Raw genomic sequence first — 22,861 nt, 5'->3', positions numbered from 1 at the left:
GCAACATGACCATCGAAATGATCGAAGCCGAAACATTCAATCAGGGCACACAGATCAAGGTGATCGGTGTCGGCGGTGGCGGCAGCAACGCCGTCGAACACATGATTGCTTGCAATGTGCAAGGCGTGGAGTTTGTCAGCGCTAACACCGATGCGCAGGCACTGATCCGCAGCAACGCACACCGCACGATTCAGTTGGGTTTGAGCGGCCTGGGCGCTGGTAGCAAGCCTGACAAGGGCCGTGAAGCCGCAGAAGCTGCGGTGGACGACATCCGTGCCGCCATCGAAGGCGCGCACATGTTGTTCATCACGGCGGGCATGGGTGGCGGCACAGGCACGGGCGCTGCGCCCGTGATCGCACGCGTGGCCAAGGAGATGGGCATTCTGACCGTGGGTGTGGTGACCAAGCCTTTCGAGTGGGAAGGTGGCCGCCGCATGACCAACGCCGATGGCGGCCTGACCGAGCTGGAAGCCAATGTGGACTCCCTGATCGTTGTGCTCAACGAAAAACTGTTGGAAGTGCTGGGCGATGACATCACCCAGGAAGAAGCTTTCGCACAGGCCAACGACGTGCTCAAGAACGCCGTGGGCGGTATCGCTGAAATCATCAACGAATACGGCCACGTGAACGTCGACTTTGAAGACGTGCGCACCGTGATGGGTGAACCCGGTAAGGCCATGATGGGCACAGCCCGTGCGTCGGGCCCAGACCGTGCACGCATTGCTGCAGAGCAAGCCGTGGCTTGCCCGCTGCTGGAAGGCATCGACCTGTCGGGCGCCAAGGGCGTTCTGGTGCTGGTGACTGCCGCCAAGGGCAGCCTGAAGCTGGCCGAATCGCGTCTGGCCATGTCCACCATCAACGCCTACGCCTCGCCCGAAGCGCACGTGATCTACGGTGCAGCCTATGACGACTCGCTGGGTGACGACATCCGTGTGACCGTGGTCGCTACCGGTCTGTCGCGCCCAGTGGCACGTCGCCAAGCCATGTCGGTGGTCCAAGGTGGTCTGCGCACCGGTACAGACGGTGACTACGCTTACGCGGGTACACCCACCACTGCCATGGGCGGTGTGACCATGGGTGCTACGGGTGCAGCCCCTGCCATGGGTGCTGCCGCCGGTGGTATGGGCGGCGGTTACGGTGATGTGAGCGTGCCCAGCGTCTGGCGCACCAACCGCACCCAGGCTGCAGCGCGTGTGGATGCGCTGTCTTCGGGTGGCATGGATGACCTGGAGATCCCCGCATTCCTGCGCAAGCAAGCGGACTAAGCGGACGCTTATCCGATGAATCAACCGGGCCTGCATAGGCCCGGTTTTTTTATGCCCGTGCGCTGAAGGGCTTCGCGGGTCAACGGTCAATATCAATGGGCGTTATAGATATTTCCATGCCCTTAAAAGGGCAGAAAAAAGGCCCTCCCCGGTAAAATCGCACCATGCTTCAGCAACGTACCATTAAGACCATCACCCGTGCCGTGGGCATGGGCCTGCACAGCGGCCAGCGGGTCGAGATGACGCTGCGTCCCGCGCAGCCTGACACCGGCATTGTGTTTCGTCGCGTGGACTTGCCAGAGCCGGTCGACATTCCCATCACTGCCAAGGCCGTGGTGGACACCCGCATGGCTTCCACCATTGGTGTGGGCAGCGCCAAGGTGCACACCATTGAGCACCTGATGTCTGCCTTGTGCGGTCTGGGTATCGACAATTTGTACATTGACATCACTGCGGAAGAAGTGCCCATCCTCGATGGCTCGTCTTCTTCCTTCATGTTTCTGCTGCAAAGTGCGGGCATTGAGCTGCAGAACCAGGCCAAGAAGTTCATCCGCATCAAGCAGCCTGTAGAAGTGCGCGAAGGCGAGGGCAAAAACCTCAAGTGGGCGCGTTTTGACCCTTACCACGGCTACAAGCTGAAGTTCGACATTGATTTTTCCCACCCTGCCGTGGATTCCACAGGGCAGTCGTTTGAGTTCGACATGGGCGAAGGCAATTACATGCGTGACATTGCACGCGCACGCACCTTTGGCTTTACCAAAGATGTGGAAATGCTGCGCACCAACGGTCTGGCGCTGGGTGGCGGGCTGGACAATGCCATCGTCATGGATGACTACAAAGTGCTGAACAGCGACGGCCTGCGCTATGACGACGAGTTTGTGAAGCACAAAATTCTCGATGCCATTGGCGATCTGTACGTGATTGGTCACCCCATTCTGGGTGCCTACAGCGCCTTCCGCTCGGGCCATGGCATGAACAACCAGCTGATCCGTGCCGTGCTGGCTGATGATGCCAACTGGGAATTCGTCACGTTCGACAACGAGCGCAAAGCACCTGCCGGTTTTACGCAGACTGCATTGGCCTGGTAAGGGCCCGGCGCAGGCCTGTGGCCTGAATCACGGTATAAAGCAGCCATGCTGATTTTTCGCTGGCTGCTTTTTCTTTTGCTGATTGCTTCGGCACTGTCTTTTGTGTTCTATCTGGGCACGGGCGGTGCGCACTACAAGCGCTGGGGCTTTTTGATTTTGAAGTGGGCAGTGATTGCCGGTCTGGCCTTTTTTGCCGTCCTGGGGCTCTCGCGGTTCATGCTGATTTAGCGCTGGAGGCACCTGCAGCTGCTTGCATCTGTAAAGCCTGTGCAAAGCCCTGAAAGGCTGGCGCAAAGTTGGGTAAAGCAGGGCGTGCAGGCGCCTACATCGGGGTTTTTTCTCGCATCATGGGGGCGTAGCAGCCGTTGGGGCTGCTGTCTTTGACAGACCGAAAGGACGCACCATGCAACTGCAACGTATCACCGCTTCCATCGCTGCAGCCCTGGCCCTCACCCTGGGTGCTAGCGCCGTGGCCCAGGCACAGCCGCATGGCGATCGTCGCCACCATGAAGGGCCTCCTCACGCGCGCCAGCATTCGCATGCACCGCATCCGGGCTGGCAGCGTGACCACGGCCCACGCCATGGGCCGCAGATGCGCCATGGCCACCGACCACCACCGCCGCCCATGGCGCGGCACTACCGCGGGGCTGGCCCACAGCACAACTGGGTCAGAGGCTCTTACCTGCCGCCGCAGTACCGTGGCGATCGCTATGTGGTGCGTGACTGGCGCGGTCACCGCTTGCACCAGCCGCCACGCGGCTACCACTGGGTGCGTTACGGCGGTGACTACATGCTGGTGGCCATTGCATCGGGTGTGATTTCCCAGCTGATCATTCACAGCATGTATTAAAAACAGGAGCTGCTAGCACTTGTGTGTATTGGGCTTCTTACCATTTTTACGTTGAATGGCGGATGTGCAGCAAGCAGCCTCTTGCCGCCACCCCTAAAAAAAAGCGACCCATGGTGGTCGCTTTTTTTCGGTGCCAGCCAGCCAGTGCCTCAATACACACGCCCACCTTTGAGCATGGCGTGCTGCCTGCGGTGCAGCGTGGATTCCTGTCCCAGCTTATCCAGCATGCCGCCTGCGTGTGCGTGGGTGATGGCCAGGCCCAGTGCATCGGCGGCATCGGTGCCGGGCAAGCCGGGCAGGTTCAGCATGCGTTTGACCATTTCCTGGATCTGGGACTTGGCTGCACGGCCATGGCCGGTGATGGCTTTCTTCATCTGCAGCGCCGTGTACTCGGCCACGGGCAAATCGTTGGTCACCAGTGCTGTCAGTGCCGCGCCGCGTGCCTGGCCCAGCAGCAGGGTGGACTGAGGGTTCACATTCACAAACACGATTTCGATGGCCGCCATCTCTGGCTCATAGCGGGTGACGACCTCGCTGATACCTTCGTAGAGAATTTTCAGGCGTGCCGGCAGATTGCCCAGTGCTACCCCTTCGGTGCGCGTGGTGCGGATGGTGCCGCTGGCCACGTAATGGAGCTTGTGGCCATCGCGCTCGATGACGCCAAAGCCCGTGGTCTGCAAGCCGGGGTCAATGCCAAGAATACGCATGCAATCAATTTGGTAGCTGTCAGCGCAGGTTTATCAAGCGCAGAAAGCCTTTTTACCTTGTCAATAAAAAGGGCCGGTAGGTGCGGCCATGATACGCCGCCCCTCTCACCTTACGGCAGCGCTGTGGCGCCCATGCGGCGCACGATGGCGTTGGTGCGCGACTGTAGGTAGCGCGACTGGGGGTTACGCTCGTAGTAGCGTGGGCGCGGCAGCATCACGGCCAGGCGTGCGGCCTCGGCCGGGCTGAGCTGGGCCGCGCTTTTGCGAAAGTAATAGCGTGCGGCGGCCTCTGCGCCAAAAATGCCCTGGCCCCATTCAACGTTGTTGAGATAGATCTCCAGAATGCGTTGCTTGCTCAGAAACAGCTCCAGCGTGTGGGCCAGCACCAGTTCCTGGCCTTTGCGCAAAAAGCTGCGCTCGCCGGACAGCAGTAGGTTTTTGGCCAGCTGCTGGGTGATGGTGGAGCCGCCGTAAATCTTGGGCGCAGCAGCCTGGGGCTTGGTCTGGGCTTTTTCCAGCGCCTGCTGGTTGCGCTCCCAGGCGCGCTCAATCGCGTCCCACTGCACGCCGTCGTGCTCGACAAAGCCGTCATCTTCGGCCGTCAGCACGGCGCGCTTGAGGTGGGGCGAGATCTGGGCGTAGGCCACCCACTGCTGCTGCCAGGGGCGCTGCTGTGCGCTTTGTTGCCAGATGCGCCACATCTCCGAACGCTGAAAGCTGGTGGACTGAGGGTCCCACCATGCGGCCAGTGCAATGCGCAGCACAAAAAACAGCTGCAGCGCCAGGGCGGCGCACAGCACCAGCACTAGCCAGCGGCCCAGGGTTTTCATGCGTGCGTGTCCTGCGCTTCTTGCGCCAGCAGGGCGCGCAGCTCTTGCAGCACCTGCTGGGCTGGTGGGCGCACGCCGCGCCACAGCACAAACGATTCGGCCGCCTGCTCCACCAGCATGCCCAGCCCATCACGGCCCATGGCGCCGTGTTGCTGCGCCCAGTCCAGAAACGGCTGGGCAGCGCTGCCGTACATCATGTCGTAGGCCAGGCTGCCGGGGCGCAGCACACTGGCGGGCACGGGAATGCCGGCGCCGTGCAGGCTGGCGGCCGTGGCGTTGATGATGATGTCGAAATTGCCTTGTAGGCCTTGCTGTTCTTGCGCTTGCAGCTCTACTTTTTGCTTTTCAGCCAGTGAGGCATGCAGGCCCACCAGGATTTCAGCCTTGCTGAACGTGCGGTTGCACACGGTGATGCTGCGTGGTTGTTGTTCCAGCAGCGGGCCCAGCACGCCTGCGGCGGCACCGCCCGCACCGATTAACAGAATGTCTTGCCCGGCAATGCGCACGCCAGCGTTGCGCATGATGTCGGCCACCAGACCCAGACCGTCGGTGTTGTCGGCGTAGATGTGGCCGTCTTCGCGAATGACCAGGGTGTTGGCGGCGGCAGCCAGCGCAACGCGTGGGCTGTGGCTGTGGGCGGCCTGCACGGCATCGAGCTTGAAGGGAACGGTGACGTTGCAGCCTTTGCCGCCTTCGGCGGCCAGCTGCTGCAGGTCCGCAGCGAAGCCGTCCAGCGGCACCAGGCGGCGGCGGTAGTCCAGGGCCTGCTGCGTCAGCTGCGCAAAGCGGGCGTGGATCCAGGGGGAGCGGCTGTGCGCCACGGGGTTGCCCATGACGCAGTACAAATCAATCGGAGCTTGCATGCGTGAGTGGTGTGTCGCCGCCGCACGCCGCAACAGGTGGCGCGCGTGGCAGCAGCGGGTCAGCGGACGTTGGTCTCCAGCGTCTGCTCCCGGGTGAAATTAAAGCGTGAAACCACGGCAATCTGGTCGGCCTTGGCGCGCATGGCGGGGCCAAAGTGACCAAACGGCCCTGCGGCGCGGGCAATGGCCTGGGCGCGGGTGTCGAGCTGGCGCTTGCCAGAGCTTTGCACCACTTCGGTGTCCAGCACGCGGCCGTCGTGGTTCACGGTCAGCACCATGACCAACTCGCCGTAGAGCTTTTGGCCGTTGTGCTCGGGAAAGTTTTCGGTGCCCTTGTCTTCCACCTTGCGGCGCAGGCCGTCGTAGTAGACGGCATACACCTCCTCGCGCGTGGCGGGGCTGATGTAGCGTTTTTTGGGGCGGGCGTTTTCTTCGTTGATGCGCTTTTCAATCTCGGCCAGCAGTTTGACGAGCTGCTGGCGCTTGCGCTCTTGCTGCTCGCGGTCTTGCTGGGCCGATTGTTCGCGCGGATCAAACTGCGGCAGGCTGGAGATTTGCTTGCGCAGCTGCGTCAGCATCACCGCCTGCTGCTCTTGCAGCGCATCCAGCTTTTTCTGGCGTTCTTCAAAGTCGTCGCCCATGGCCGTCAGGGCCGAGTAGGGCAGCGGGCTGGTGGCGCGGCCCTTGGCCGCATCACCGCCGCCAGCCAACGCCGCCTGGGCAATGGCCTGCGCCTTTTCCGGTTGCTCCTGGGTGTGCGCATTCACCAAAATGACTTCCAAGGGGGTGTCCTGGAAGACGCGGTTGAACTGCTCGGGCGCGACAAAGCGCACGGTCAGCACAACGGCGTGAATAGCGATCGACACCCCCAGCGTGAGGCTGAGGGTGGACAGGGAGCGGAACGCGGCAGGAAGTTTCACGGGGTGGGATTATCAGCGCTGGTGCTATCGGCTTCGTTGACGTCCACCGCAATCGCGATGGGCCCTGCCACATCCTCTTCATCGTCTGCAGCATCGTCAACGGGGGCATCATCGCTGGCATCGAGGGGGTCGTCCAGTCTCTCGATCACGGTGCCGTGAATATCCAACGTGATTTCGTCGATCTCACCCAGTTTCACACGCACGCGGGCGCCGCGCGGCACGGCCGTGCCCGCCACGCTGATGACCAGCGGCAGCGTATCGGCACGCACCAGTACGCCATTGGGGCCGTTGTCCTTGATGACGGCGCAGTCCAGCTCGGTGATGGCGTTTTGCTCCAGGTGCTTCAGCGTCCAGAAGCGCTCCATGCCTTGCTGGTAGCCGTTGTAGGCGCTGTACGCCCCATCAAAGCTGCTGATGATGCCGAACAGCTCCGCATCCTTGGGCTTGAACGGCGCAGCCAGTGCCGCCGTGGCACCGTGGCGCGCGCAGGCAATGATCTGCCACTGGTTGACCAGGTCGGTGTAGCGGCGCAGTGGTGAGGTGGCCCATGAATAGGCCTTCACGCCAATGCCGGCGTGGGGCAGGGCCTTGGTGGACATGCGCACCTTCACGCCGGGAGCCAGGCTGGCCTGGCTGCGGTAGATGCCGGGCACGCCCATCTCGGCCAGCCAGCTGCCCCAGGTGCTGTTGGCCACAATCGCGGCTTCGGCCACGATCAAGTCCAGCGGTGCACCGCGCTTGCGCGTGCTGATGCTGACGGTCTCAAAGCCTTGGGGCTCTTCGCCATCATTGCCTTCCAGGCGGAAGGTGTAGTCGGGGCGCGAGAAGTTCTCGGGCTTGCCACGCACTTCTTCGCGGCCTTTTTTCAGGTGCTTGGCCAGGCGGTGCAGGAAGGTCAGCTCTTCGCGGCGTTTCAGCAGGTTGGCGGGGGTGTCGGCCACTTGCAGCGCAGGGTCGGCCAGCCATTCCTCGGTGACGATGTGGTCGAGCTTGTCGTGGCGGAAGTTGACGACCACGGGCACGCGTTCCAGCTTGGTGATCTTGTCTTTGACTTCCAGCGTTTCCTCGTCGTAGGTCACATACAGCGACACTGCGGGGTTGGCCCGGCCTTCATCCAGTGTGTAGATCTGCACGACTTCGTCGGGCAGCATGGTGATCTTGTAGCCGGGCATGTAGACGGTGGACAGGCGCGCGCGCCCCAGTTTGTCCAGGTCAGAGCCGGGCTGGATGGCCAAGCCTGGCGCGGCAATGTGGATGCCCAGCGTGACGGTGCCGGTGCCCAGGCCCTGCACGGACAGCGCATCGTCGATTTCCGTGGTCATGGAGTCGTCGATGGAGTAGGCCTGCACATTCGCCAGCGGCAGGTCTTCCGGGGGCAGGGGCGCGGTAATGTCAGGGAAGCGCGTGCCCTTGGGGAAGTTCTCGAACAGGAAACGCTTCCAGTGGAACTGGTAGGCCGAGTCAATGGCGCCCGCGTCTTGCAGCAAAGCCAGGGGGGCTTTCTGGGCGGTGCGGCTGGCCTCGACCACGGCCTTGTATTCGGGCGCGTTCTTGTCGGGCTTGAACAGGATTTTGTAGAGCTGCTCACGGATGGCGGTCGGCGTGACGCCGGCTGTCAGCTCCTGCGCCCAGGCTTCGATCTGTGCCTGAATCTGCTTTTTCTTCTCGATCGCGGCCAGTGCTTGCTGCAGGATTTCGGCTGGTGCCTTCTTGAAGCGGCCCTTGCCCGCACGGCGGAAGTAGTGCGGCGCGGCGTACAGCGCAAACAGCATGCCGGCCTGCTCGGTCAGCGGGGCAGATTCGGAGAAATAGTCGCGCGCAATGTCGGCAAAGCCAAACTCTTCTTCGGGCGCGAATTCCCAGGCCAGGTCCAACTCAACCGTGGCGGCAATGGCTTCGGCCTTGGCGATCAGGTCGGCCGGCTCGGGTTTGTCGAACTTGAGCAGGATGTTGGCGGCCTTGACTTTGACGCGCTTGCCCGTGCCAAGTTCGATCTGGGAGGAGGCGTCGGCCTCGGAAAGGATACGGCCGGCCAAAAACTTACCGGCATCTTCAAACAATGCGTGCATAGAGGGCGATTGTCCCATGCCGCGAATTTCCCCCGCAGGTGTTTGCCTGCCGGTGCGTGCATGGGGTGTGGGGAGTATGAAAATGGAAGCAGCTATCGCTGGAATTTCCTCGTTTTCAAATAGAAAACAAATGCAATCAAATGATTGATCAGCTCTGGCTGCTCATGTTTTTAATTCAGGCCAGATCCAGAAAGTCCAGGATGCGTGACAGATGGGTCTCAAAGTCGCTGATGGCATGGTCACCGCCTTCGAGGATGACTTGCTCGGCCTGCGGGTAGCGTGCAGCCATCTCGCGCCAGTCCAGCACCTCGTCACCCTTGGCAAAAATGCCCAGCTGTGCGGCGGGTGCGCGCTGCGCGTGCACTGCCAGGTCACGCAGCTCCTGGATGTAGGCGCGCTGAAAGAAGAAGGCTTCTTCGGGGTTGTGCCAGCTGGTTTGCTGGCCGATGTGCTGCTCCAGCGAGCGGTCTGGGTAGACCGCGGGGTTGAGCAGCACTGCTTTGCACTGTTTTTTCTGCGCCACCCAGGTGGCGTAGTAGCCGCCCAGCGACGAGCCGACCACGGCCATTTGGGCGCTGGGCCAATCCTGCACCTGGGCCATGACCTGCGCCATCGCCTCCTTGGGGGACGGGGGCAGTTGCGGGCACAGCCACGTCACGCCCGGGTGCTGGGTTTGCACATAGTGCGCCATGGTGCGTGCCTTGGCGGACTGCGGCGACGAGCGAAAACCGTGCAAATACAGCAGGTGGGTGGTGGGCATGGTGCTGGGGTTCCTCACAAATTTGGGGTGCAGGCCACAGGTCGATGGCGGTAGGCGGAGCGCTCAGCGGATAATTGCGCGCTATGTCCGCCGAATTCGATAAGCCCCATATTCTTCAACGTATCTTGCCGATGTTTCGCGGCTTTGATCCTATTTTGCTGCTCGTCATAGGCTGGCTCGCTGCCATCGGTCTGCTGGCGATGTATTCCGCAGGATATGACCATGGCACACGTTTTGTCGATCACGGACGCAACATGCTGCTGGCAGCCAGCATCTTGTTTGTGGTGGCGCAGGTGCCGCCGCAGCGGCTGATGATGGTGGCCGTGCCGCTGTACACCGCTGGGGTGTTGCTGCTGCTGGCGGTGCTGCTGTTTGGTATCACCAAAAAAGGGGCCACCCGTTGGGTGAATGTGGGCGTGGTGATTCAGCCCTCCGAAATTTTGAAGATTGCGGCGCCGCTGATGCTGGCCTGGTGGTTCCACCGCCGCGAAAGCGCGCTGCGTGCCATGGATTTTCTGATCGCGTTTGTGCTGCTGATGGTGCCGGTGGCGCTGATCATGAAGCAGCCGGACTTGGGCACCTCGCTGCTGGTGATGGCTGCGGGCCTGGCGGTGATCTTTTTTGCCGGTCTGCCATGGAAGCTGGTGGTGCCACCGGTGGTGCTGGGGGTGATTGGCATTACCTGGCTGATCTGGAACGAGCCCTGGCTGTGCGTGGATGGCCAAAGCTGGTACTTCCTGCACGACTACCAGCGCACGCGCGTGTGCACCTTGCTGGACCCGATGCGGGACCCGCTGGGTCGGGGCTTTCACATCATTCAGGGCATGATCGCCATCGGCTCGGGCGGTGTCTGGGGCAAGGGTTTCATGGCGGGCACGCAAACCCACCTGGAGTTCATTCCTGAGCGCACCACCGACTTCATCTTTGCCGCCTATTCCGAAGAGTTCGGCCTGTTGGGGAATGTGGCGCTGATCGTCGGTTTCTTGCTGTTGGTGTGGCGTGGTCTGGCCATTGCGGCCAAGTCGCAAACCCTGTTTGGCCGCCTGATGGCCTGCGCTGTCGCGATGATTTTCTTTACCTATGCCTTTGTGAACATGGGCATGGTCAGCGGCATCTTGCCCGTGGTGGGTGTGCCGCTGCCTTTTGTCAGCTATGGCGGCACGGCCATGGTGACGCTGGGCTTGGCGCTGGGCGTGCTGATGTCGGTGGCGCGTTCGCAACGGTTGTCGCTGGCGGAGCCCAAACATACTTTGTAAAACTTGGTCAGGATCCGACGGCCGATGCTTGGGTGCACGGCCGTTTGGCGTACAAATGCGCACTGGGCGCTGTCGCTGGAGATTCCTTGGGAATTCGGGCCGTGCCCACATCACAACCCATCCGAGGAGTGCCCTATGGCCGCTAAGTACGCGCTGAAGAAATCCAAGAACGGTAAATTCTTTTTCAATCTGCTGGCTGCCAACGGGCAGACGATTCTGGCCAGTGAAATGTACGAAGCCAAGCCCAGCGCGCTCAATGGCATTGAGTCGGTACGCAAGAACGGCGTGGTGGAAGCGCGTTTTGACAAGCTGACTGCCAAGGATGGCTCGCCTTATTTCACCCTCAAGGCCACCAATGGCCAGGTGATTGGCCAAAGCGAGATGTACACCACCACCGCAGCGCGTGACAACGGTGTGGCCTCGGTCATGAAAAACGCGGCCGATGCCGTGCTGGACGACCAAACGACCGCAGCCGCCTAAGGCTGCACAAGCCATCCGGTGGCGGGGACATGGCAGGCTGCCTAAAATGCTTGCCATGATCTCTCGCGAACCCACCATCGAGCGCTTGGCCACGGCCCGGCAACTGCTGCTTGAGCCTTTTGGCTTGGATGAATCCCACCTGTCGCGCGCGCTGGCGGAAATCCGCGCCAACCAGGTGGACGATGCTGACCTGTACTTCCAATACACCCGTGCCGAGGGCTGGAGTCTGGAAGAAGGCATCGTAAAAACCGGCTCGTTCTCCATCGACCAAGGTGTGGGTGTGCGGGCTGTCAGCGGGGAAAAGACCGCTTTCGCCTATTCCGACGATATTTCCGAAGCCTCGCTGCTCGACGCTGCCCGTACCGTGCGCGCCATCTCTGGCGCCCAGCAGCAGCGCAAGGTGAGGATTCCCAAAACCACGATTGCGCCTTCGCGCACCCTCTACCCTGGCATTGATCCGATTGCCAGCATGAACAGCACCGAAAAAGTGGCGCTGTTGGGCAAGGTGGAAACACTGGCGCGCGCCAAAGACCCCCGCATTGTGCAAGTGATGGCCGGCTTGGCCAGCGAGTACGACGTGGTCATGGTCGCTCGTGCCGATGGCACGCTGGCGGCCGATGTGCGTCCACTGGTGCGATTGTCGGTCACTGTGATTGCGGAGCAAGGCTACCGCCGCGAGGTGGGCTCGTCCGGCGGCGGTGGCCGCTTTGGCCTGGCGTATTTCAGCGACGAACAAATCACCACCTATGTGAACGAGGCGGTGGAGCAGGCACTGATCAATCTGGATTCGCGCCCAGCCCCAGCGGGCGAGATGACCGTGGTGTTGGGCCCTGGCTGGCCTGGCGTGCTGCTGCACGAGGCCGTGGGCCATGGTTTGGAGGGCGACTTCAACCGCAAGGGCTCAAGCGCCTTCAGCGGCCGCATTGGTGAGCGCGTGGCGGCCAAGGGCGTCACCATCCTGGACGACGGCACGCTGGCAGACCGCCGCGGCTCGCTCAACGTCGATGATGAAGGCTGCCCGACGCAGGCCAATGTGCTGATCGAGGACGGTATCTTGAAGGGTTACATCCAGGATGCGCTGAATGCACGCCTGATGGGGGTTAAGCCCACAGGCAATGGCCGCCGCGAAAGCTATGCCAGCCTGCCCATGCCTCGTATGACCAACACCTACATGTTGGGGGGCGACAAGGACCCGCAGGAAATCATTGCCTCCATCAAGAAGGGGCTGTACGCCACCAACTTCGGTGGCGGCCAGGTGGACATTACCAGCGGCAAGTTCGTGTTCTCGGCCAGCCAGGCTTACTGGGTTGAAAATGGCAAGATCCAGTACCCCGTCAAGGGCGCAACCTTGGTGGGCAATGGCCCTGAGTGCATGAAGAAGGTCAGTCTGATCGGCAACGACATGCGCTTGGACAGCGGTGTGGGGACCTGTGGCAAGGAAGGCCAGAGCGTGCCTGTGGGCGTGGGTCAGCCCACGATGCGCATCGATGGCCTCACCGTGGGTGGTACTGCTTAATTTGAATTGTTTTGCAGGATTCATGCATTGAAAATTAAAAAGGCTGATTCATTCTCTTGAATCGGCCTTTTTTGTTTGTATTTTTGGAATTTTCCTGAATGCGTGGTAGCGCTTGTGTTGCAGTGCACTATCTGCGGTGCTAAAGTCATCCGCTATGCAAGTTCGTAGCGCTTTCTATTTTTACTTTTGGTTCTCGGTCCATGGCGGATGAGAGGCAAACGCTCGAACACACGAACACCCTCCCACAAAACCGCCGAAGCTGAAAAGCCCGGCGGTTTTTTTATACCCACACGATTCATTCAACGAAGAGGCAGTCATGACAGCACACACCTATGGCGAAGCTTGGTATCGCAGCTCGGTCAACCACAAGACAGGACACACCGACGACGAACGTATCAAGGACACCACCGTGCTGCCACCACCAGAACACCTCATTCGCTTTTTCCCCATTCACGGCACCGCCGTGGAAGTGCAGGTTGCGCAGACGCGTGAAGCCATTCGCAACATCATGCATGCGCGCGGCGATGACCGCCTGCTGGTGATCGTGGGGCCTTGTTCTATCCATGACCCTGCTGCCGCGTTGGACTACGCCCGTCGCCTGGCCGATGTGCGCGAGCAGTACAAGGACACGCTGGAAGTGGTGATGCGCGTGTACTTCGAAAAGCCCCGCACCACGGTGGGCTGGAAAGGGCTGATCAACGACCCCTACCTGGACGGCAGCTATCGCATCGACGAAGGCCTGCGTATTGCGCGCCAGCTGCTGATCGATATCAACCGCCTGGGTGTGCCTGCGGCCAGCGAATTCCTGGATGTGATCTCGCCCCAATACATTGGCGATCTGATCAGCTGGGGCGCCATTGGTGCACGCACCACCGAGAGCCAGATTCACCGCGAACTGGCCTCCGGCATCTCGGCGCCCATTGGCTTCAAAAACGGCACGGACGGCAATATCCGCATTGCCACGGATGCGATCCAATCGGCCAGCCATGGTCACCACTTTCTGTCTGTCCACAAAAATGGCCAGGTGGCCATCGTGCACACAGCGGGCAATCCGGACTGCCACGTCATTTTGCGCGGCGGTAAAACACCGAACTACGATGCTGCGAATGTGGAAGCTGCGTGTGCAGACCTGAGTAAATCGGGTTTGCCTGCCAGCCTGATGGTTGATTGCAGCCACGCCAACAGCCTCAAGCAGCACGAGCGCCAAAAGGATGTGGTGGCAGACATTGCCGCGCAGATGTCGGCGGGCTCCAAGCGCATTTTCGGGGTGATGCTGGAGAGCCACCTGGTCGCCGGTGCGCAGAAGTTCACGCCTGGTAAAGACGATGTCTGCGGGCTGAACTACGGCCAGAGCATCACCGATGCCTGCATTGGCTGGAATGACACGCTGGACGTGCTGGAGCAGTTGTCCACTGCCGTGCAGACTCGTCGCAATCTGGTGGGCCAAACACAGGCGGAACTGGCTGTTTAAGGGGGCTGCACGCCGAGGCATCCCCCAGCTTATGCAGCGAATGTCTTTGGGGTGACTTTGCGGCCTATCGCTTTCTGGTGTTGTGCTGTTAGCTCTTATTTTTTCACTAATTTATGTGGTGATTCCGGTACATCACCCCTTAACTTTGGAGCCTGCGTTCGTTAAGCTGTAGCGATACTTTTTATCGCAGCGCAGGCTTATTCAGAAAGGTGCCACATGATCAGTGAAGTCATCGTGCAATGGAGCGCAGACCAGCAATTTCGCGCGGATGTGGATCGCCTGCCCCCCATGGGCAATGAAGAAGCGCGTCGCTGGCTGGATGAGCAGTTTACCACCCTGGATTGCGAGCCCCTGCGCCCCAGCGGCAAGGTGCTGCTGGCGGACAAGGTGCTGGTGGTAGCGCGCGAAGCCGGTGCGCGGCGCATGGGCGACGAGACCTGGTTTCATGCCTATGCGCGTGCCACGCATGCCGTGCTGGGGCGGCCCATCATCAAGGTGGATGTGTCAGCGATGACGGTCAGCTATTAAGCGTATCCAGCTGCTGCTGCCATTGGGGCTTGCGGCAAGCACAAAAAAACCGACTGCATGCAGTCGGTTTTTTTGTGGGGCGATGGCTGTTAGGCCGTGCCAAATTGGGCTTGCAAGGCGCTGAGCAGTTTGCCGTGGATACCACCAAAGCCGCCGTTGCTCATGCACACGATCTGGTCGCCCGGGCGTACATGGGCCATGACCTGTGCAACCACAGTGTCAATATTGTCGGCGGTGAAAGCGGCATCGCCCAGGGCTTGCAGCGCTTCTGCCGCGTTCCAGTCCAGGCCGGCGGTATGGCAAAAAGCCAGATCCGCTTCCTTGAGCGACCACGGCAGCTGGGCCTTCATGGTGCCCAGCTTCATGGTGTTGCTGCGAGGTTCAAACACCGCCAGGATGCGCTGCTGCTGGCCCACGCGCTGACGCAGGCCGTCCAGCGTGGTGCGGATGGCCGTGGGGTGGTGGGCAAAGTCGTCATACACCGTGATGCCAGCCACGCTGCCGCGCAGCTCCATGCGGCGTTTGACGTTCTGAAAGCGGCCCAGTGCTTCGGCGGCCACGGCGGGGCTGACGCCCACGTGCTCGGCCGCCGTGATGGCTGCCAGGGCGTTGAGCTGGTTGTGCTCGCCGCTCAGCGCCCACTCCACACGTCCCACTTTACGGCCCTGCTGCAGGACATCAAAGGCGTGGTGTGTGCCTTCGGCGGTGAAATCGCTCACGGCAGCGCCGAATGTGCGCTGCTCGCTCCAGCAACCCTGGTGCAGCACGCGTGCCAGCGCTTCTTCCAGGCCATTGAACACTACGCGACCGGATGCGGGTACGGTACGCACCAGATGGTGGAATTGGCGCTCAATCGCAGCAAGATCCGGGAAGATGTCCGCGTGATCGAACTCCAGGTTGTTCAGCACCGCCGTGCGAGGGCGGTAATGCACAAATTTGCTGCGCTTGTCGAAGAAGGCGGTGTCGTATTCGTCAGCCTCAATCACAAACAGTGGGCGTTCCTGGCCGCTGGCCAGCGCACCCAGGCGTGCCGAGACGCCAAAGTCCAGTGGTACGCCGCCAACCAGAAAACCAGGGGTCAGGCCTGCGCATTCCAGAATCCACGCCAGCATGGAGGTTGTGGTGGTCTTGCCATGGGTGCCGGCCACGGCCAGCACGTGGCGGCCTTGCAGCACGTGTTCGCTCAGCCACTGGGGGCCGCTGGTGTAGGGCAGGCCTTGATCCAGGATGGCTTCCATCAGCGGAAATTTGGCGCTGCCGTCTTCCTGGTGTTTGCGGCTGACGACGTTGCCGATCACATACATGTCGGGCTTGAGCGCGAGTTGCTCGGTGCCAAACCCTTCAATCAGCTCAATGCCCAAGGCACGCAGCTGGTCGCTCATGGGGGGGTAAACGCCCGCGTCGCAGCCGGTAACGGTATGGCCCGCTTCGCGTGCCAGTGCGGCCACACCACCCATGAAGGTGCCGCAAATGCCCAAGATATGAATATGCATGGCTGGGCATTCTAAAGCGCAGGCCCGGGCTGGGCGTGGGGCGGTGCGCAAGCATTTGCAAATGGCGTGTGACTCCTGAAAAAGGAGCTGTTTGCGCAGGTGTTCACTGATTATGGGTGTGGAATTGATCTGTAATTCAAGTTTGGAAAGCGCTTTCAGCTCTTGTTTTCGTAGCTTTTGTAAGAGCTCGCGGTTGGCAGTGCTGGGCGTGCCATGGGGTTGTCGTGCTTTTCCCATAATGGCGGCTGGCACGTATTACCAGACACCCAAGGCATGCACGTATCATCTGTCACACAAGAAATCGCCCATACCGCCGCCCGCATGGTGGTGGAGGAGGGGCTGGAGTGGGGGGCGGCCAAGCGCCGCGCGATCAAGCAGCTGGGTCTGCCGGCGCGCACGGCGCTGCCGGATAACGACACGCTGGAGGCCGCGGTGCGTGAGTACATTGCGCTGTTCTGCGCTGATACCCAGCCCCAGGAGTTGCGGGCCCTGCGGGAGATGGCACTGGTGTGGATGGAGCGGATGGAGGAGTTCCGCCCGCACCTGGCCGGGGCCGTGTGGCGTGGTACGGCCACGCGCACCTCGGATATCTATATAGGGCTGTTCTGTGATGACTCGAAGTCCGCAGAAATTGCGCTCATTAACCACAACGTGCGCTACGACGTGACCGAAGTGACGGGATTCAACGGCGAAACCGTGGATGCGCTGAGCATTAGCAGCCTGTGCGCCCCGCTGGGCGAGACTGTGGGCGTGCACTTGATGGTCTATGACTATGACGATTTGCGGGGCGCTTTGAAGGCCGATGCCCAGGGCCGCACGCAACGCGGCGACACGGCTGCGCTGCGCCAGCTGCTCCAGACAGAGGTGGCCCAATGACACAGCAGACGGCTTTTTCGACCGAGCGCCGCCGCTGGTTGGCGGGTGGTGTAGCGCTGGCGGCTGCGGCGGGCGGTGCTTGGGTGGCATGGCATCAGAGTGAAGGTCCCTCCGGCAACGACGCGGCGGTGCAGGCTTTCTGGGATTTGCAGCTGCAGCAGCCAGATGGCACGCCGTTGGCGCTGTCCACCCTGCGCGGACAGCCGCTGCTGGTGAACTTCTGGGCCACGTGGTGCCCCCCTTGTGTGCGCGAGCTGCCGCTGATCAACACTTTTGCCAAAGCCCAGGCAGCGCGCGGGGCGCACGCGATCCGGGTGCTGGGGATTGCCGTGGACCAGGCGGCTGCGGTGAACAAATGGCTGGCTCGCCAGCCGCTGGATTTTTCAGTAGCACTGGCGGGGGCGGGCGGGGTGACGCTGACACGTAGCTTGGGCAATATCAACGGAGGGTTGCCCTTCACGATCATGTTCAATGCCCAGGGCCGCCCACAACAGCGTAAAATCGGTGAACTCTCCGAACAAGATCTGGCCCAATGGGCATCATTTGTCTAGCGTTGGCATGCACAAAGACGGTGTTTGGATCAAAAAACCGCTTTGGCGATAGCGAAAAATATCTCTCAAAGCGCGCAGAAGGCTGAAATTAGGGTAAATTCGCGCCCTTATTTAGTTTTAGCCGTTGGAGCTTCCATGGATCTGCGTAAACTCAAGACCCTCATCGACTTGGTGTCCGAATCGAACGTTTCGGAATTGGAAATCACCGAGGCAGAGGGCAAAGTCCGCATCGTCAAGAGCGGTGGTAACGTGGTGCAGCAGTTTGTTGCTGCCCCCGTGCAAGCTGCTCCCGTGCAAGCCGCTGCTGCCCCAGTTGCTGCTGCGCCTGCTGCAGAGCAGGCTGCCCCCGCTGCGGCTGCAGTGACCGGTCACCAAGTGAAGTCGCCCATGGTCGGTAGCTTCTACCGCGCTGCCAGCCCCGGAGCCAAGGCTTTCGTTGAAGTGGGTGATAGCGTCAAGGAAGGCGACACCATCTGCATTATCGAAGCCATGAAGATCTTGAACGAGATCGAGGCTGACAAGTCGGGTACCGTGACCCGCATCCTGGCCGACAACGGCCAAGCCGTGGAATACGGACAACCGCTGTTCGTGATTGAGTGATATCTGCCTGAGTCTGTGCTGTGTCGCAGGCTGGACGGATTGAACGATTCGCTCCGCAAGGGGCGGTGAACAACGAGGACTTCCATGTTTAAGAAAATTTTGGTTGCCAACCGGGGCGAGATTGCGCTGCGCATCCAGCGCGCTTGCCGCGAGATGGGCATCAAGGCCGTAATGGTCTACTCCGAGGCCGACCGTGACGCCAAGTACGTCAAGCTGGCCGATGAGGCCGTGTGTATCGGCCCTGCAGCGTCTCCTTTGAGCTACCTGAACATGCCTGCCATCATCTCGGCGGCAGAAGTGACGGATGCTGAGGCGATCCACCCCGGCTACGGTTTCCTGTCGGAAAACGCGGACTTTGCCGAGCGCGTGGAGCAAAGCGGCTTCAAGTTCATTGGCCCTACTGCCGAGTCCATCCGCATCATGGGTGACAAGGTGTCGGCCAAGCAAGCCATGATCAAGGCTGGCGTGCCCTGCGTGCCCGGCTCTGACGGTGAACTGCCAGACGATCCTGCGCAGATCAAGCGCATTGCCAAGGCCATTGGCTACCCTGTGATCATCAAGGCCGCTGGCGGCGGCGGTGGCCGTGGTATGCGCGTGGTGCACACTGAAGCAGCTTTGGTGAATGCAGTGCAGATGACCAAGGCAGAAGCCGGTGCGGCTTTCGGCAATCCTGCGGTGTACATGGAGAAATTCCTCCAGAACCCCCGCCACATCGAAATTCAGGTGTTGGCTGACCAGCACAAGAATGCCGTGTATCTGGGTGAGCGCGACTGCTCCATGCAGCGTCGCCACCAGAAGGTGATTGAAGAAGCACCTGCACCTGGTATTCCCCGCCGTCTGGTGGAGAAGGTGGGCGAGCGCTGCGTGGCTGCTTGCAAGAAGATCAACTACCGTGGTGCGGGTACGTTCGAGTTCCTGTACGAAAACGGTGAGTTCTACTTCATCGAGATGAATACCCGCGTGCAGGTGGAACACCCTGTGACCGAATTCATCACCGGTGTGGACATCGTGCGTACGCAAATCATGGTGGCCGCTGGCGAAAAGTTGCCTTTCACCCAGCGTGAAATCAACAACCAGATGCGCGGTCACGCCATTGAGTGCCGTATCAACGCGGAAGACCCCTACAACTTCATGCCTTCGCCTGGTCGCGTGAGCATGTGGCACATGCCTGGTGGCCCCGGCGTGCGTGTGGACTCCCACGTCTACAACAACTACTTTGTGCCACCAAACTACGACTCCATGATCGGCAAGCTGATTGTGTACGGTGACACCCGTGAGCAGGCGCTGGCCCGCATGCGCACCGCCCTGTCGGAAGTGGTGGTCGAAGGTATCAAGACCAATGTGCCTTTGCACCAGGATTTGATGGTGGATGCCAAGTTCGCTGAAGGCGGCACCAATATTCACTATCTGGAACACTGGCTGGAGCAGCGCAAGAAGCGCTAAATCTCTGTCGGTCACGACCAGCTATGCTGGCCCTTGGTAACGGGGGCCAGCATTTCGTTTTTAAAAGCTTGAAGGAACTGCCTCATGCATGAGCTCAGCCTAATGTGCCCGGAAGAGCGGGTAGAAGATGTGAGCGATGCGCTCGATGCACTGGATGCGCTGAGCGTATCGGTCGAGGACATGGATGCCCAGACCGATTCGGAGCAGCCGCTGTTCGGCGAACCCGGCATGCCTGCACCCAAGGAAGGCTGGAACCGCAGCCGCATCGTGGCGCTGTTCCCCGATGAAACGGCCGCCGCGCAAGCTCAGGCTTTGCTGCAGCTGCAGGACTTTTTTGCGGGCTGCCAGGTGCTGGGTATCCAGGAGGTGGAGCAGCAAGACTGGGTGCGTTTGACCCAGTCGCAATTCCAGCCTGTGGACATTACCCCGGAGTTCTGGATTGTGCCTACCTGGCATGAACTGCCAGAAGGCGCCAAGGTCAGCATCCGCCTGGACCCCGGTCTGGCGTTTGGTACGGGCACCCACCCCACGACACGCATGTGCCTGCGCTGGATTGCCAAGCAGCCTAAGGGCACGCTGGGCCGTACGTTGGACTACGGCTGTGGCTCAGGCATTTTGGCCATTGGCGCCGCAAAGTTTGGTGCCGTGGACATTGATGCCGTGGACATCGATGAAGATGCAGTGACTTCGTGCGAATTGAATGCGCAAGCCAATGAAGTGACGCTCAACGCCGGTCTGCCTGACAAGGCCAAGGGTCAATACCAGACCGTCCTGGCCAATATCTTGGCCACGCCGCTGAAGATGCTGGCGCCGTTGCTGGTCAGCCATGTGCAAGCGGGTGGTCACCTGGTGCTGGCGGGCATTCTGGAGCGCCAGGCCGATGAGCTCAAGGAAGCCTATGCACCATATATCCAGCTGGATGTCGCAGACAGCGAAGACGGCTGGATCTTGATGACGGCCCACAAGGCCTGACTTTGCGTGCGGTTGCACGCATGACGGGTACACCCCGCCGAGGGTGTTCTGGCATGCGGGCAGCGGCTGCTCCTACAATCGACGCTCGATGAGCCTCATTACCTGCTGTCCTTCTTGCGGCACCAAATTTCGCGTGGTGGCCGATCAATTGCGCATCTCCGATGGATGGGTGCGCTGTGGTCGCTGCCAAGAAGTGTTTGATGCTTCCCAGGCTCTGGAGCCCATGGCCGAGGCAGCACCGGTTGCTGCGGTAGTGGCTGCACAGCCTGCCGTGGTTGCTGCGACCGTGGCTGCCGTAAGCACTGCGGAGCCGATAGAGGCAGCATTGCCTTCCTGGGCGGTTGATACTTTGCCGGAACCGGAACCGGAACCGGAACCGGAACCAGAACCGGAACCAGAACCAGAGCCAGAGCCAGAGCCAGAGCCAGAGCCAGAGCCAGAGCCAGAGCCAGAGCGCGCTGCACCAGGCTACGAATTACCCGCGCCGCCGCCCGGACAGGACGAAGCGTGGCTGGATGCGCCTTTGGCGCACGACGATCAGACATGGCGCGAAGCGTCTATTGCGCAGCGTCTGCAAAACGTCACCGAACACCGAGAGCCTCAGCTGGAAGAGCCAGCCCTGTCCACCGAGCCTGTCTTGGATGTGCCGCAGGCGAGCGAGCCGCAGCAGGCGCAGGATGCGCTGGCCCCTGTGGATGCTTGGGAAGACGAGCCCGCGCTGGATCCGCAGCAGCCTGCTGAGGCAGAGGCCATGCAGGAAGCTCCCGCTGTACCCTTGTCACCGGCGCTGCATGGCAGCGAGGCTGTTGCGCAGCCCGGGCCGCAGGCGCTGGACACGGATGAGGACGCTGAAGCGCCCATCCCTGATTTTGTGAAGCAGGCACAGCGCAAAGCGTGGTGGAGCAAACCTGCCGTGCGCTTTGCCATGGGCATGCTGGTGATCTTGCTGCCGCTGGCGTTGCTGCTGCAGGTGGCCATCCATGAGCGCAATACGCTGCTGGCCTGGAAGCCTGCATGGCGCCCGGTGTTTGCCACCATGTGCGTGGCGCTGCGCTGTGAGCTGGCGCCGCGCAAGCACATCGCATCGGTGGTGCTGACGGGTTCCTCGTTTGCGCACGATGCACGCCCCAACCACTATCGCCTGGATGTCAGCATTCAGAACCAGTCCGCGCTGGCCGTGGCCACCCCGGCGGTGGAGCTGACATTGACCGATGGCCAAGACCAGGTGCTGGTGCGCAAGGTACTGGATCTGGCGGAAATTGGTGCGCCGGCCGAACTGGCGGGGCGCAGCGAATGGAATGGCACTTTGCCTGTGATGACGCAAAGCCTGAATTTGCCGGTATCCGGATACCGGGTCATGGCCTTCTACCCTTGATTTTTATTGTAAGAACGGAAATTTGACTATGTCGGCCCTCATTTGTGGCTCTTTGGCGTTTGACACCATCATGAGCTTTGAAGGCAAGTTTGCGAACCAAATCTTGCCTGAGCAACTGCACATCCTGAATGTGTCGTTTCTGGTGCCATCGCTGCGCCGTGACTTTGGTGGCTGCGCCGGCAACATTGCCTACAGCCTGAAGCTGCTGGGCGGCCAGCCGCTGACCATGGCGACGGTGGGCGAAGATGGTGCGGCCTACATCGAACGCATGCAGTCTCAAGGCATTGAGACCCGTTATGTGAAGCAGCTGACGGGCACCTATACCGCCCAGGCCATGATCATGACGGATCTGGACAACAACCAGATCACCGCCTTTCACCCCGGCGCCATGACCGAAGCCCACGTCAACGTGATCGATGGCAGCGAAGGCGCGGCCGTCGGTATCGTCTCGCCCGATGGGCGTGATGCGATGATCCAGCACGCGGCCCAGTTCAAGGCGGCAGGCGTGCCTTTTGTGTTCGATCCCGGTCAGGGCCTGCCCATGTTCAATGGTCAGGAGCTGCTGGCCTTTGTGGACCAAGCCACCTGGATCACGGTGAACGACTACGAAGCCAAAATGCTGTGCGACCGCACGGGGCTGGATCTGGCGGCGCTGTCGATGAAGGTGCAAGGCCTGGTGGTCACACTGGGTGAGCAAGGTTGTGAAGTCTGGGAGCAGGGCCAAAAGACGCTGGTGGCCCCCGTGAAGGCACAGCAGGTGGTCGACCCTACAGGCTGCGGCGATGCCTGGCGCGGTGCCTTGCTGTTCGGTCTGGAAAAGGGCTGGTCCCTGGCCATGTGCGCCGCTTTGGGCAACCGCGTGGGCGCCATCAAGGTGGCTGCCAAGGGCCCGCAGAACTACACGCTGGACTTTGACCCCGCGACATTCACGGCCTGAGCCGCGCAACA

23 protein-coding genes are annotated in these 22,861 nt (G+C 61.0%); 16 read left to right on the top strand and 7 right to left on the bottom strand.

From position 1 onward, the window contains the following. The first annotated feature begins 5 nt into the window (after nucleotides 1–5). The 4 genes from ftsZ (at nucleotide 6) to AC27VO_RS08535 (ending at nucleotide 3,203) form a co-directional block, all read left to right on the top strand. Entirely contained in the window at nucleotides 6–1,265 is a 1,260-nt protein-coding gene (gene ftsZ / locus AC27VO_RS08550; RefSeq protein ID WP_488666280.1) for a cell division protein FtsZ, read from the top strand. Between the two features lie 164 nt (nucleotides 1,266–1,429). Then, nucleotides 1,430–2,353, top strand: coding sequence for a UDP-3-O-acyl-N-acetylglucosamine deacetylase (gene lpxC, locus AC27VO_RS08545; RefSeq protein ID WP_488666279.1), 924 nt, complete (start codon nucleotides 1,430–1,432; stop codon nucleotides 2,351–2,353). A gap of 45 nt (nucleotides 2,354–2,398) precedes the next feature. Then, nucleotides 2,399–2,581, top strand: a complete 183-nt coding sequence (locus tag AC27VO_RS08540) for a hypothetical protein (RefSeq protein ID WP_488666278.1) — start codon at nucleotides 2,399–2,401, stop codon at nucleotides 2,579–2,581. Between the two features lie 175 nt (nucleotides 2,582–2,756). Beyond that, nucleotides 2,757–3,203 carry an RcnB family protein gene (locus AC27VO_RS08535; protein WP_488666277.1) on the top strand — a complete coding sequence of 149 codons (447 nt, stop codon included), beginning with the start codon at nucleotides 2,757–2,759 and terminating at the stop codon, nucleotides 3,201–3,203. A 149-nt stretch (nucleotides 3,204–3,352) separates the two neighbouring features. On the opposite strand, the gene ruvC is transcribed toward AC27VO_RS08535, so the two are convergent. The 6 genes from ruvC to AC27VO_RS08505 form a co-directional block, all read right to left on the bottom strand. After that, nucleotides 3,353–3,910, bottom strand: coding sequence for a crossover junction endodeoxyribonuclease RuvC (gene ruvC, locus AC27VO_RS08530; protein ID WP_488666276.1), 558 nt, complete (start codon nucleotides 3,908–3,910; stop codon nucleotides 3,353–3,355). A 110-nt stretch (nucleotides 3,911–4,020) separates the two neighbouring features. Beyond that, on the bottom strand, nucleotides 4,021–4,740 hold the full coding sequence (gene mtgA / locus AC27VO_RS08525) for a monofunctional biosynthetic peptidoglycan transglycosylase (protein WP_488666275.1): 720 nt from the start codon (nucleotides 4,738–4,740) through the stop codon (nucleotides 4,021–4,023). Then, on the bottom strand, nucleotides 4,737–5,603 hold the full coding sequence (aroE, locus tag AC27VO_RS08520) for a shikimate dehydrogenase (RefSeq protein WP_488666274.1): 867 nt from the start codon (nucleotides 5,601–5,603) through the stop codon (nucleotides 4,737–4,739). Before aroE ends, mtgA begins: the two co-directional genes overlap by 4 nt. Nucleotides 5,604–5,662: 59 nt before the next feature. Beyond that, complete coding sequence (locus AC27VO_RS08515) at nucleotides 5,663–6,523, bottom strand: energy transducer TonB (protein WP_488666273.1); 861 nt, start codon at nucleotides 6,521–6,523, stop codon at nucleotides 5,663–5,665. Further along, nucleotides 6,520–8,592 (bottom strand): ribonuclease catalytic domain-containing protein, encoded by a 2,073-nt coding sequence (locus AC27VO_RS08510; protein ID WP_488666272.1) that lies wholly within the window; start codon nucleotides 8,590–8,592, stop codon nucleotides 6,520–6,522. Before AC27VO_RS08510 ends, AC27VO_RS08515 begins: the two co-directional genes overlap by 4 nt. Before the next feature lie 175 nt (nucleotides 8,593–8,767). Next, nucleotides 8,768–9,352 carry a YqiA/YcfP family alpha/beta fold hydrolase gene (locus AC27VO_RS08505; RefSeq protein ID WP_488666271.1) on the bottom strand — a complete coding sequence of 195 codons (585 nt, stop codon included), beginning with the start codon at nucleotides 9,350–9,352 and terminating at the stop codon, nucleotides 8,768–8,770. An 83-nt stretch (nucleotides 9,353–9,435) separates the two neighbouring features. Between AC27VO_RS08505 and rodA the strand changes: the two genes are divergently transcribed. The 5 genes from rodA (at nucleotide 9,436) to AC27VO_RS08480 (ending at nucleotide 14,603) form a co-directional block, all read left to right on the top strand. Further along, nucleotides 9,436–10,608, top strand: coding sequence for a rod shape-determining protein RodA (gene rodA, locus AC27VO_RS08500; protein WP_488666270.1), 1,173 nt, complete (start codon nucleotides 9,436–9,438; stop codon nucleotides 10,606–10,608). 135 nt (nucleotides 10,609–10,743) lie between these two features. Beyond that, nucleotides 10,744–11,088: a YegP family protein gene (locus AC27VO_RS08495; protein WP_488666269.1), complete on the top strand. Its 345-nt coding sequence runs from the start codon at nucleotides 10,744–10,746 to the stop codon at nucleotides 11,086–11,088. A 55-nt stretch (nucleotides 11,089–11,143) separates the two neighbouring features. Next, nucleotides 11,144–12,604, top strand: coding sequence for a metalloprotease TldD (tldD, locus tag AC27VO_RS08490; RefSeq protein WP_488666268.1), 1,461 nt, complete (start codon nucleotides 11,144–11,146; stop codon nucleotides 12,602–12,604). Between the two features lie 316 nt (nucleotides 12,605–12,920). Continuing rightward, nucleotides 12,921–14,075, top strand: a complete 1,155-nt coding sequence (locus AC27VO_RS08485; RefSeq protein ID WP_488666267.1) for a 3-deoxy-7-phosphoheptulonate synthase — start codon at nucleotides 12,921–12,923, stop codon at nucleotides 14,073–14,075. 216 nt (nucleotides 14,076–14,291) lie between these two features. After that, a complete protein-coding gene (locus tag AC27VO_RS08480) occupies nucleotides 14,292–14,603 on the top strand; it encodes a hypothetical protein (protein WP_488666266.1) in 312 nt (103 codons plus the stop codon). An 89-nt stretch (nucleotides 14,604–14,692) separates the two neighbouring features. On the opposite strand, the gene mpl is transcribed toward AC27VO_RS08480, so the two are convergent. Beyond that, complete coding sequence (gene mpl, locus AC27VO_RS08475) at nucleotides 14,693–16,096, bottom strand: UDP-N-acetylmuramate:L-alanyl-gamma-D-glutamyl-meso-diaminopimelate ligase (RefSeq protein WP_488666265.1); 1,404 nt, start codon at nucleotides 16,094–16,096, stop codon at nucleotides 14,693–14,695. Nucleotides 16,097–16,369: 273 nt separating this feature from the next. On the opposite strand from mpl, the gene AC27VO_RS08470 reads away from it, so the two are divergent. From AC27VO_RS08470 to AC27VO_RS08440, 7 genes are all read left to right on the top strand, one after another. Further along, nucleotides 16,370–16,972: a hypothetical protein gene (locus AC27VO_RS08470; protein WP_488666264.1), complete on the top strand. Its 603-nt coding sequence runs from the start codon at nucleotides 16,370–16,372 to the stop codon at nucleotides 16,970–16,972. After that, on the top strand, nucleotides 16,969–17,523 hold the full coding sequence (locus AC27VO_RS08465) for a TlpA family protein disulfide reductase (protein WP_488666263.1): 555 nt from the start codon (nucleotides 16,969–16,971) through the stop codon (nucleotides 17,521–17,523). Before AC27VO_RS08470 ends, AC27VO_RS08465 begins: the two co-directional genes overlap by 4 nt. 135 nt (nucleotides 17,524–17,658) lie before the next feature. Continuing rightward, nucleotides 17,659–18,123: an acetyl-CoA carboxylase biotin carboxyl carrier protein gene (gene accB, locus AC27VO_RS08460; RefSeq protein ID WP_488666262.1), complete on the top strand. Its 465-nt coding sequence runs from the start codon at nucleotides 17,659–17,661 to the stop codon at nucleotides 18,121–18,123. An 84-nt stretch (nucleotides 18,124–18,207) separates the two neighbouring features. Then, nucleotides 18,208–19,566, top strand: a complete 1,359-nt coding sequence (accC, locus tag AC27VO_RS08455) for an acetyl-CoA carboxylase biotin carboxylase subunit (RefSeq protein ID WP_488666261.1) — start codon at nucleotides 18,208–18,210, stop codon at nucleotides 19,564–19,566. Nucleotides 19,567–19,650: 84 nt separating this feature from the next. Then, nucleotides 19,651–20,538, top strand: coding sequence for a 50S ribosomal protein L11 methyltransferase (gene prmA, locus AC27VO_RS08450; RefSeq protein ID WP_488666260.1), 888 nt, complete (start codon nucleotides 19,651–19,653; stop codon nucleotides 20,536–20,538). Between the two features lie 88 nt (nucleotides 20,539–20,626). After that, nucleotides 20,627–21,913 (top strand): zinc-ribbon and DUF3426 domain-containing protein, encoded by a 1,287-nt coding sequence (locus AC27VO_RS08445; RefSeq protein ID WP_488666259.1) that lies wholly within the window; start codon nucleotides 20,627–20,629, stop codon nucleotides 21,911–21,913. Nucleotides 21,914–21,941: 28 nt separating this feature from the next. Beyond that, nucleotides 21,942–22,850, top strand: coding sequence for a carbohydrate kinase family protein (locus tag AC27VO_RS08440; RefSeq protein ID WP_488666258.1), 909 nt, complete (start codon nucleotides 21,942–21,944; stop codon nucleotides 22,848–22,850). Nucleotides 22,851–22,861 lie beyond the last annotated feature (11 nt).

This window comes from Comamonas sp. 14P8.1.4 (assembly GCF_057799285.1).
This window is presented reverse-complemented; position numbering and strand designations above follow the sequence as displayed.

Excerpts from the sequence above, each read along its gene's own strand:
- ftsZ (WP_488666280.1), top strand. The coding sequence starts at position 6 with ATGACCATCGAAATGATCGAAGCCGAAACATTCAATCAGGGCACACAG.
- lpxC (WP_488666279.1), top strand. The coding sequence starts at position 1,430 with ATGCTTCAGCAACGTACCATTAAGACCATCACCCGTGCCGTGGGCATG.
- AC27VO_RS08540 (WP_488666278.1), top strand. The coding sequence starts at position 2,399 with ATGCTGATTTTTCGCTGGCTGCTTTTTCTTTTGCTGATTGCTTCGGCA.
- AC27VO_RS08535 (WP_488666277.1), top strand. The coding sequence starts at position 2,757 with ATGCAACTGCAACGTATCACCGCTTCCATCGCTGCAGCCCTGGCCCTC.
- ruvC (WP_488666276.1), bottom strand. The coding sequence starts at position 3,910 with ATGCGTATTCTTGGCATTGACCCCGGCTTGCAGACCACGGGCTTTGGC.
- mtgA (WP_488666275.1), bottom strand. The coding sequence starts at position 4,740 with ATGAAAACCCTGGGCCGCTGGCTAGTGCTGGTGCTGTGCGCCGCCCTG.
- aroE (WP_488666274.1), bottom strand. The coding sequence starts at position 5,603 with ATGCAAGCTCCGATTGATTTGTACTGCGTCATGGGCAACCCCGTGGCG.
- AC27VO_RS08510 (WP_488666272.1), bottom strand. The coding sequence starts at position 8,592 with ATGCACGCATTGTTTGAAGATGCCGGTAAGTTTTTGGCCGGCCGTATC.
- AC27VO_RS08505 (WP_488666271.1), bottom strand. The coding sequence starts at position 9,352 with ATGCCCACCACCCACCTGCTGTATTTGCACGGTTTTCGCTCGTCGCCG.
- rodA (WP_488666270.1), top strand. The coding sequence starts at position 9,436 with ATGTCCGCCGAATTCGATAAGCCCCATATTCTTCAACGTATCTTGCCG.
- AC27VO_RS08495 (WP_488666269.1), top strand. The coding sequence starts at position 10,744 with ATGGCCGCTAAGTACGCGCTGAAGAAATCCAAGAACGGTAAATTCTTT.
- tldD (WP_488666268.1), top strand. The coding sequence starts at position 11,144 with ATGATCTCTCGCGAACCCACCATCGAGCGCTTGGCCACGGCCCGGCAA.
- AC27VO_RS08485 (WP_488666267.1), top strand. The coding sequence starts at position 12,921 with ATGACAGCACACACCTATGGCGAAGCTTGGTATCGCAGCTCGGTCAAC.
- AC27VO_RS08480 (WP_488666266.1), top strand. The coding sequence starts at position 14,292 with ATGATCAGTGAAGTCATCGTGCAATGGAGCGCAGACCAGCAATTTCGC.
- mpl (WP_488666265.1), bottom strand. The coding sequence starts at position 16,096 with ATGCATATTCATATCTTGGGCATTTGCGGCACCTTCATGGGTGGTGTG.
- AC27VO_RS08470 (WP_488666264.1), top strand. The coding sequence starts at position 16,370 with ATGCACGTATCATCTGTCACACAAGAAATCGCCCATACCGCCGCCCGC.
- AC27VO_RS08465 (WP_488666263.1), top strand. The coding sequence starts at position 16,969 with ATGACACAGCAGACGGCTTTTTCGACCGAGCGCCGCCGCTGGTTGGCG.
- accB (WP_488666262.1), top strand. The coding sequence starts at position 17,659 with ATGGATCTGCGTAAACTCAAGACCCTCATCGACTTGGTGTCCGAATCG.
- accC (WP_488666261.1), top strand. The coding sequence starts at position 18,208 with ATGTTTAAGAAAATTTTGGTTGCCAACCGGGGCGAGATTGCGCTGCGC.
- prmA (WP_488666260.1), top strand. The coding sequence starts at position 19,651 with ATGCATGAGCTCAGCCTAATGTGCCCGGAAGAGCGGGTAGAAGATGTG.
- AC27VO_RS08445 (WP_488666259.1), top strand. The coding sequence starts at position 20,627 with ATGAGCCTCATTACCTGCTGTCCTTCTTGCGGCACCAAATTTCGCGTG.
- AC27VO_RS08440 (WP_488666258.1), top strand. The coding sequence starts at position 21,942 with ATGTCGGCCCTCATTTGTGGCTCTTTGGCGTTTGACACCATCATGAGC.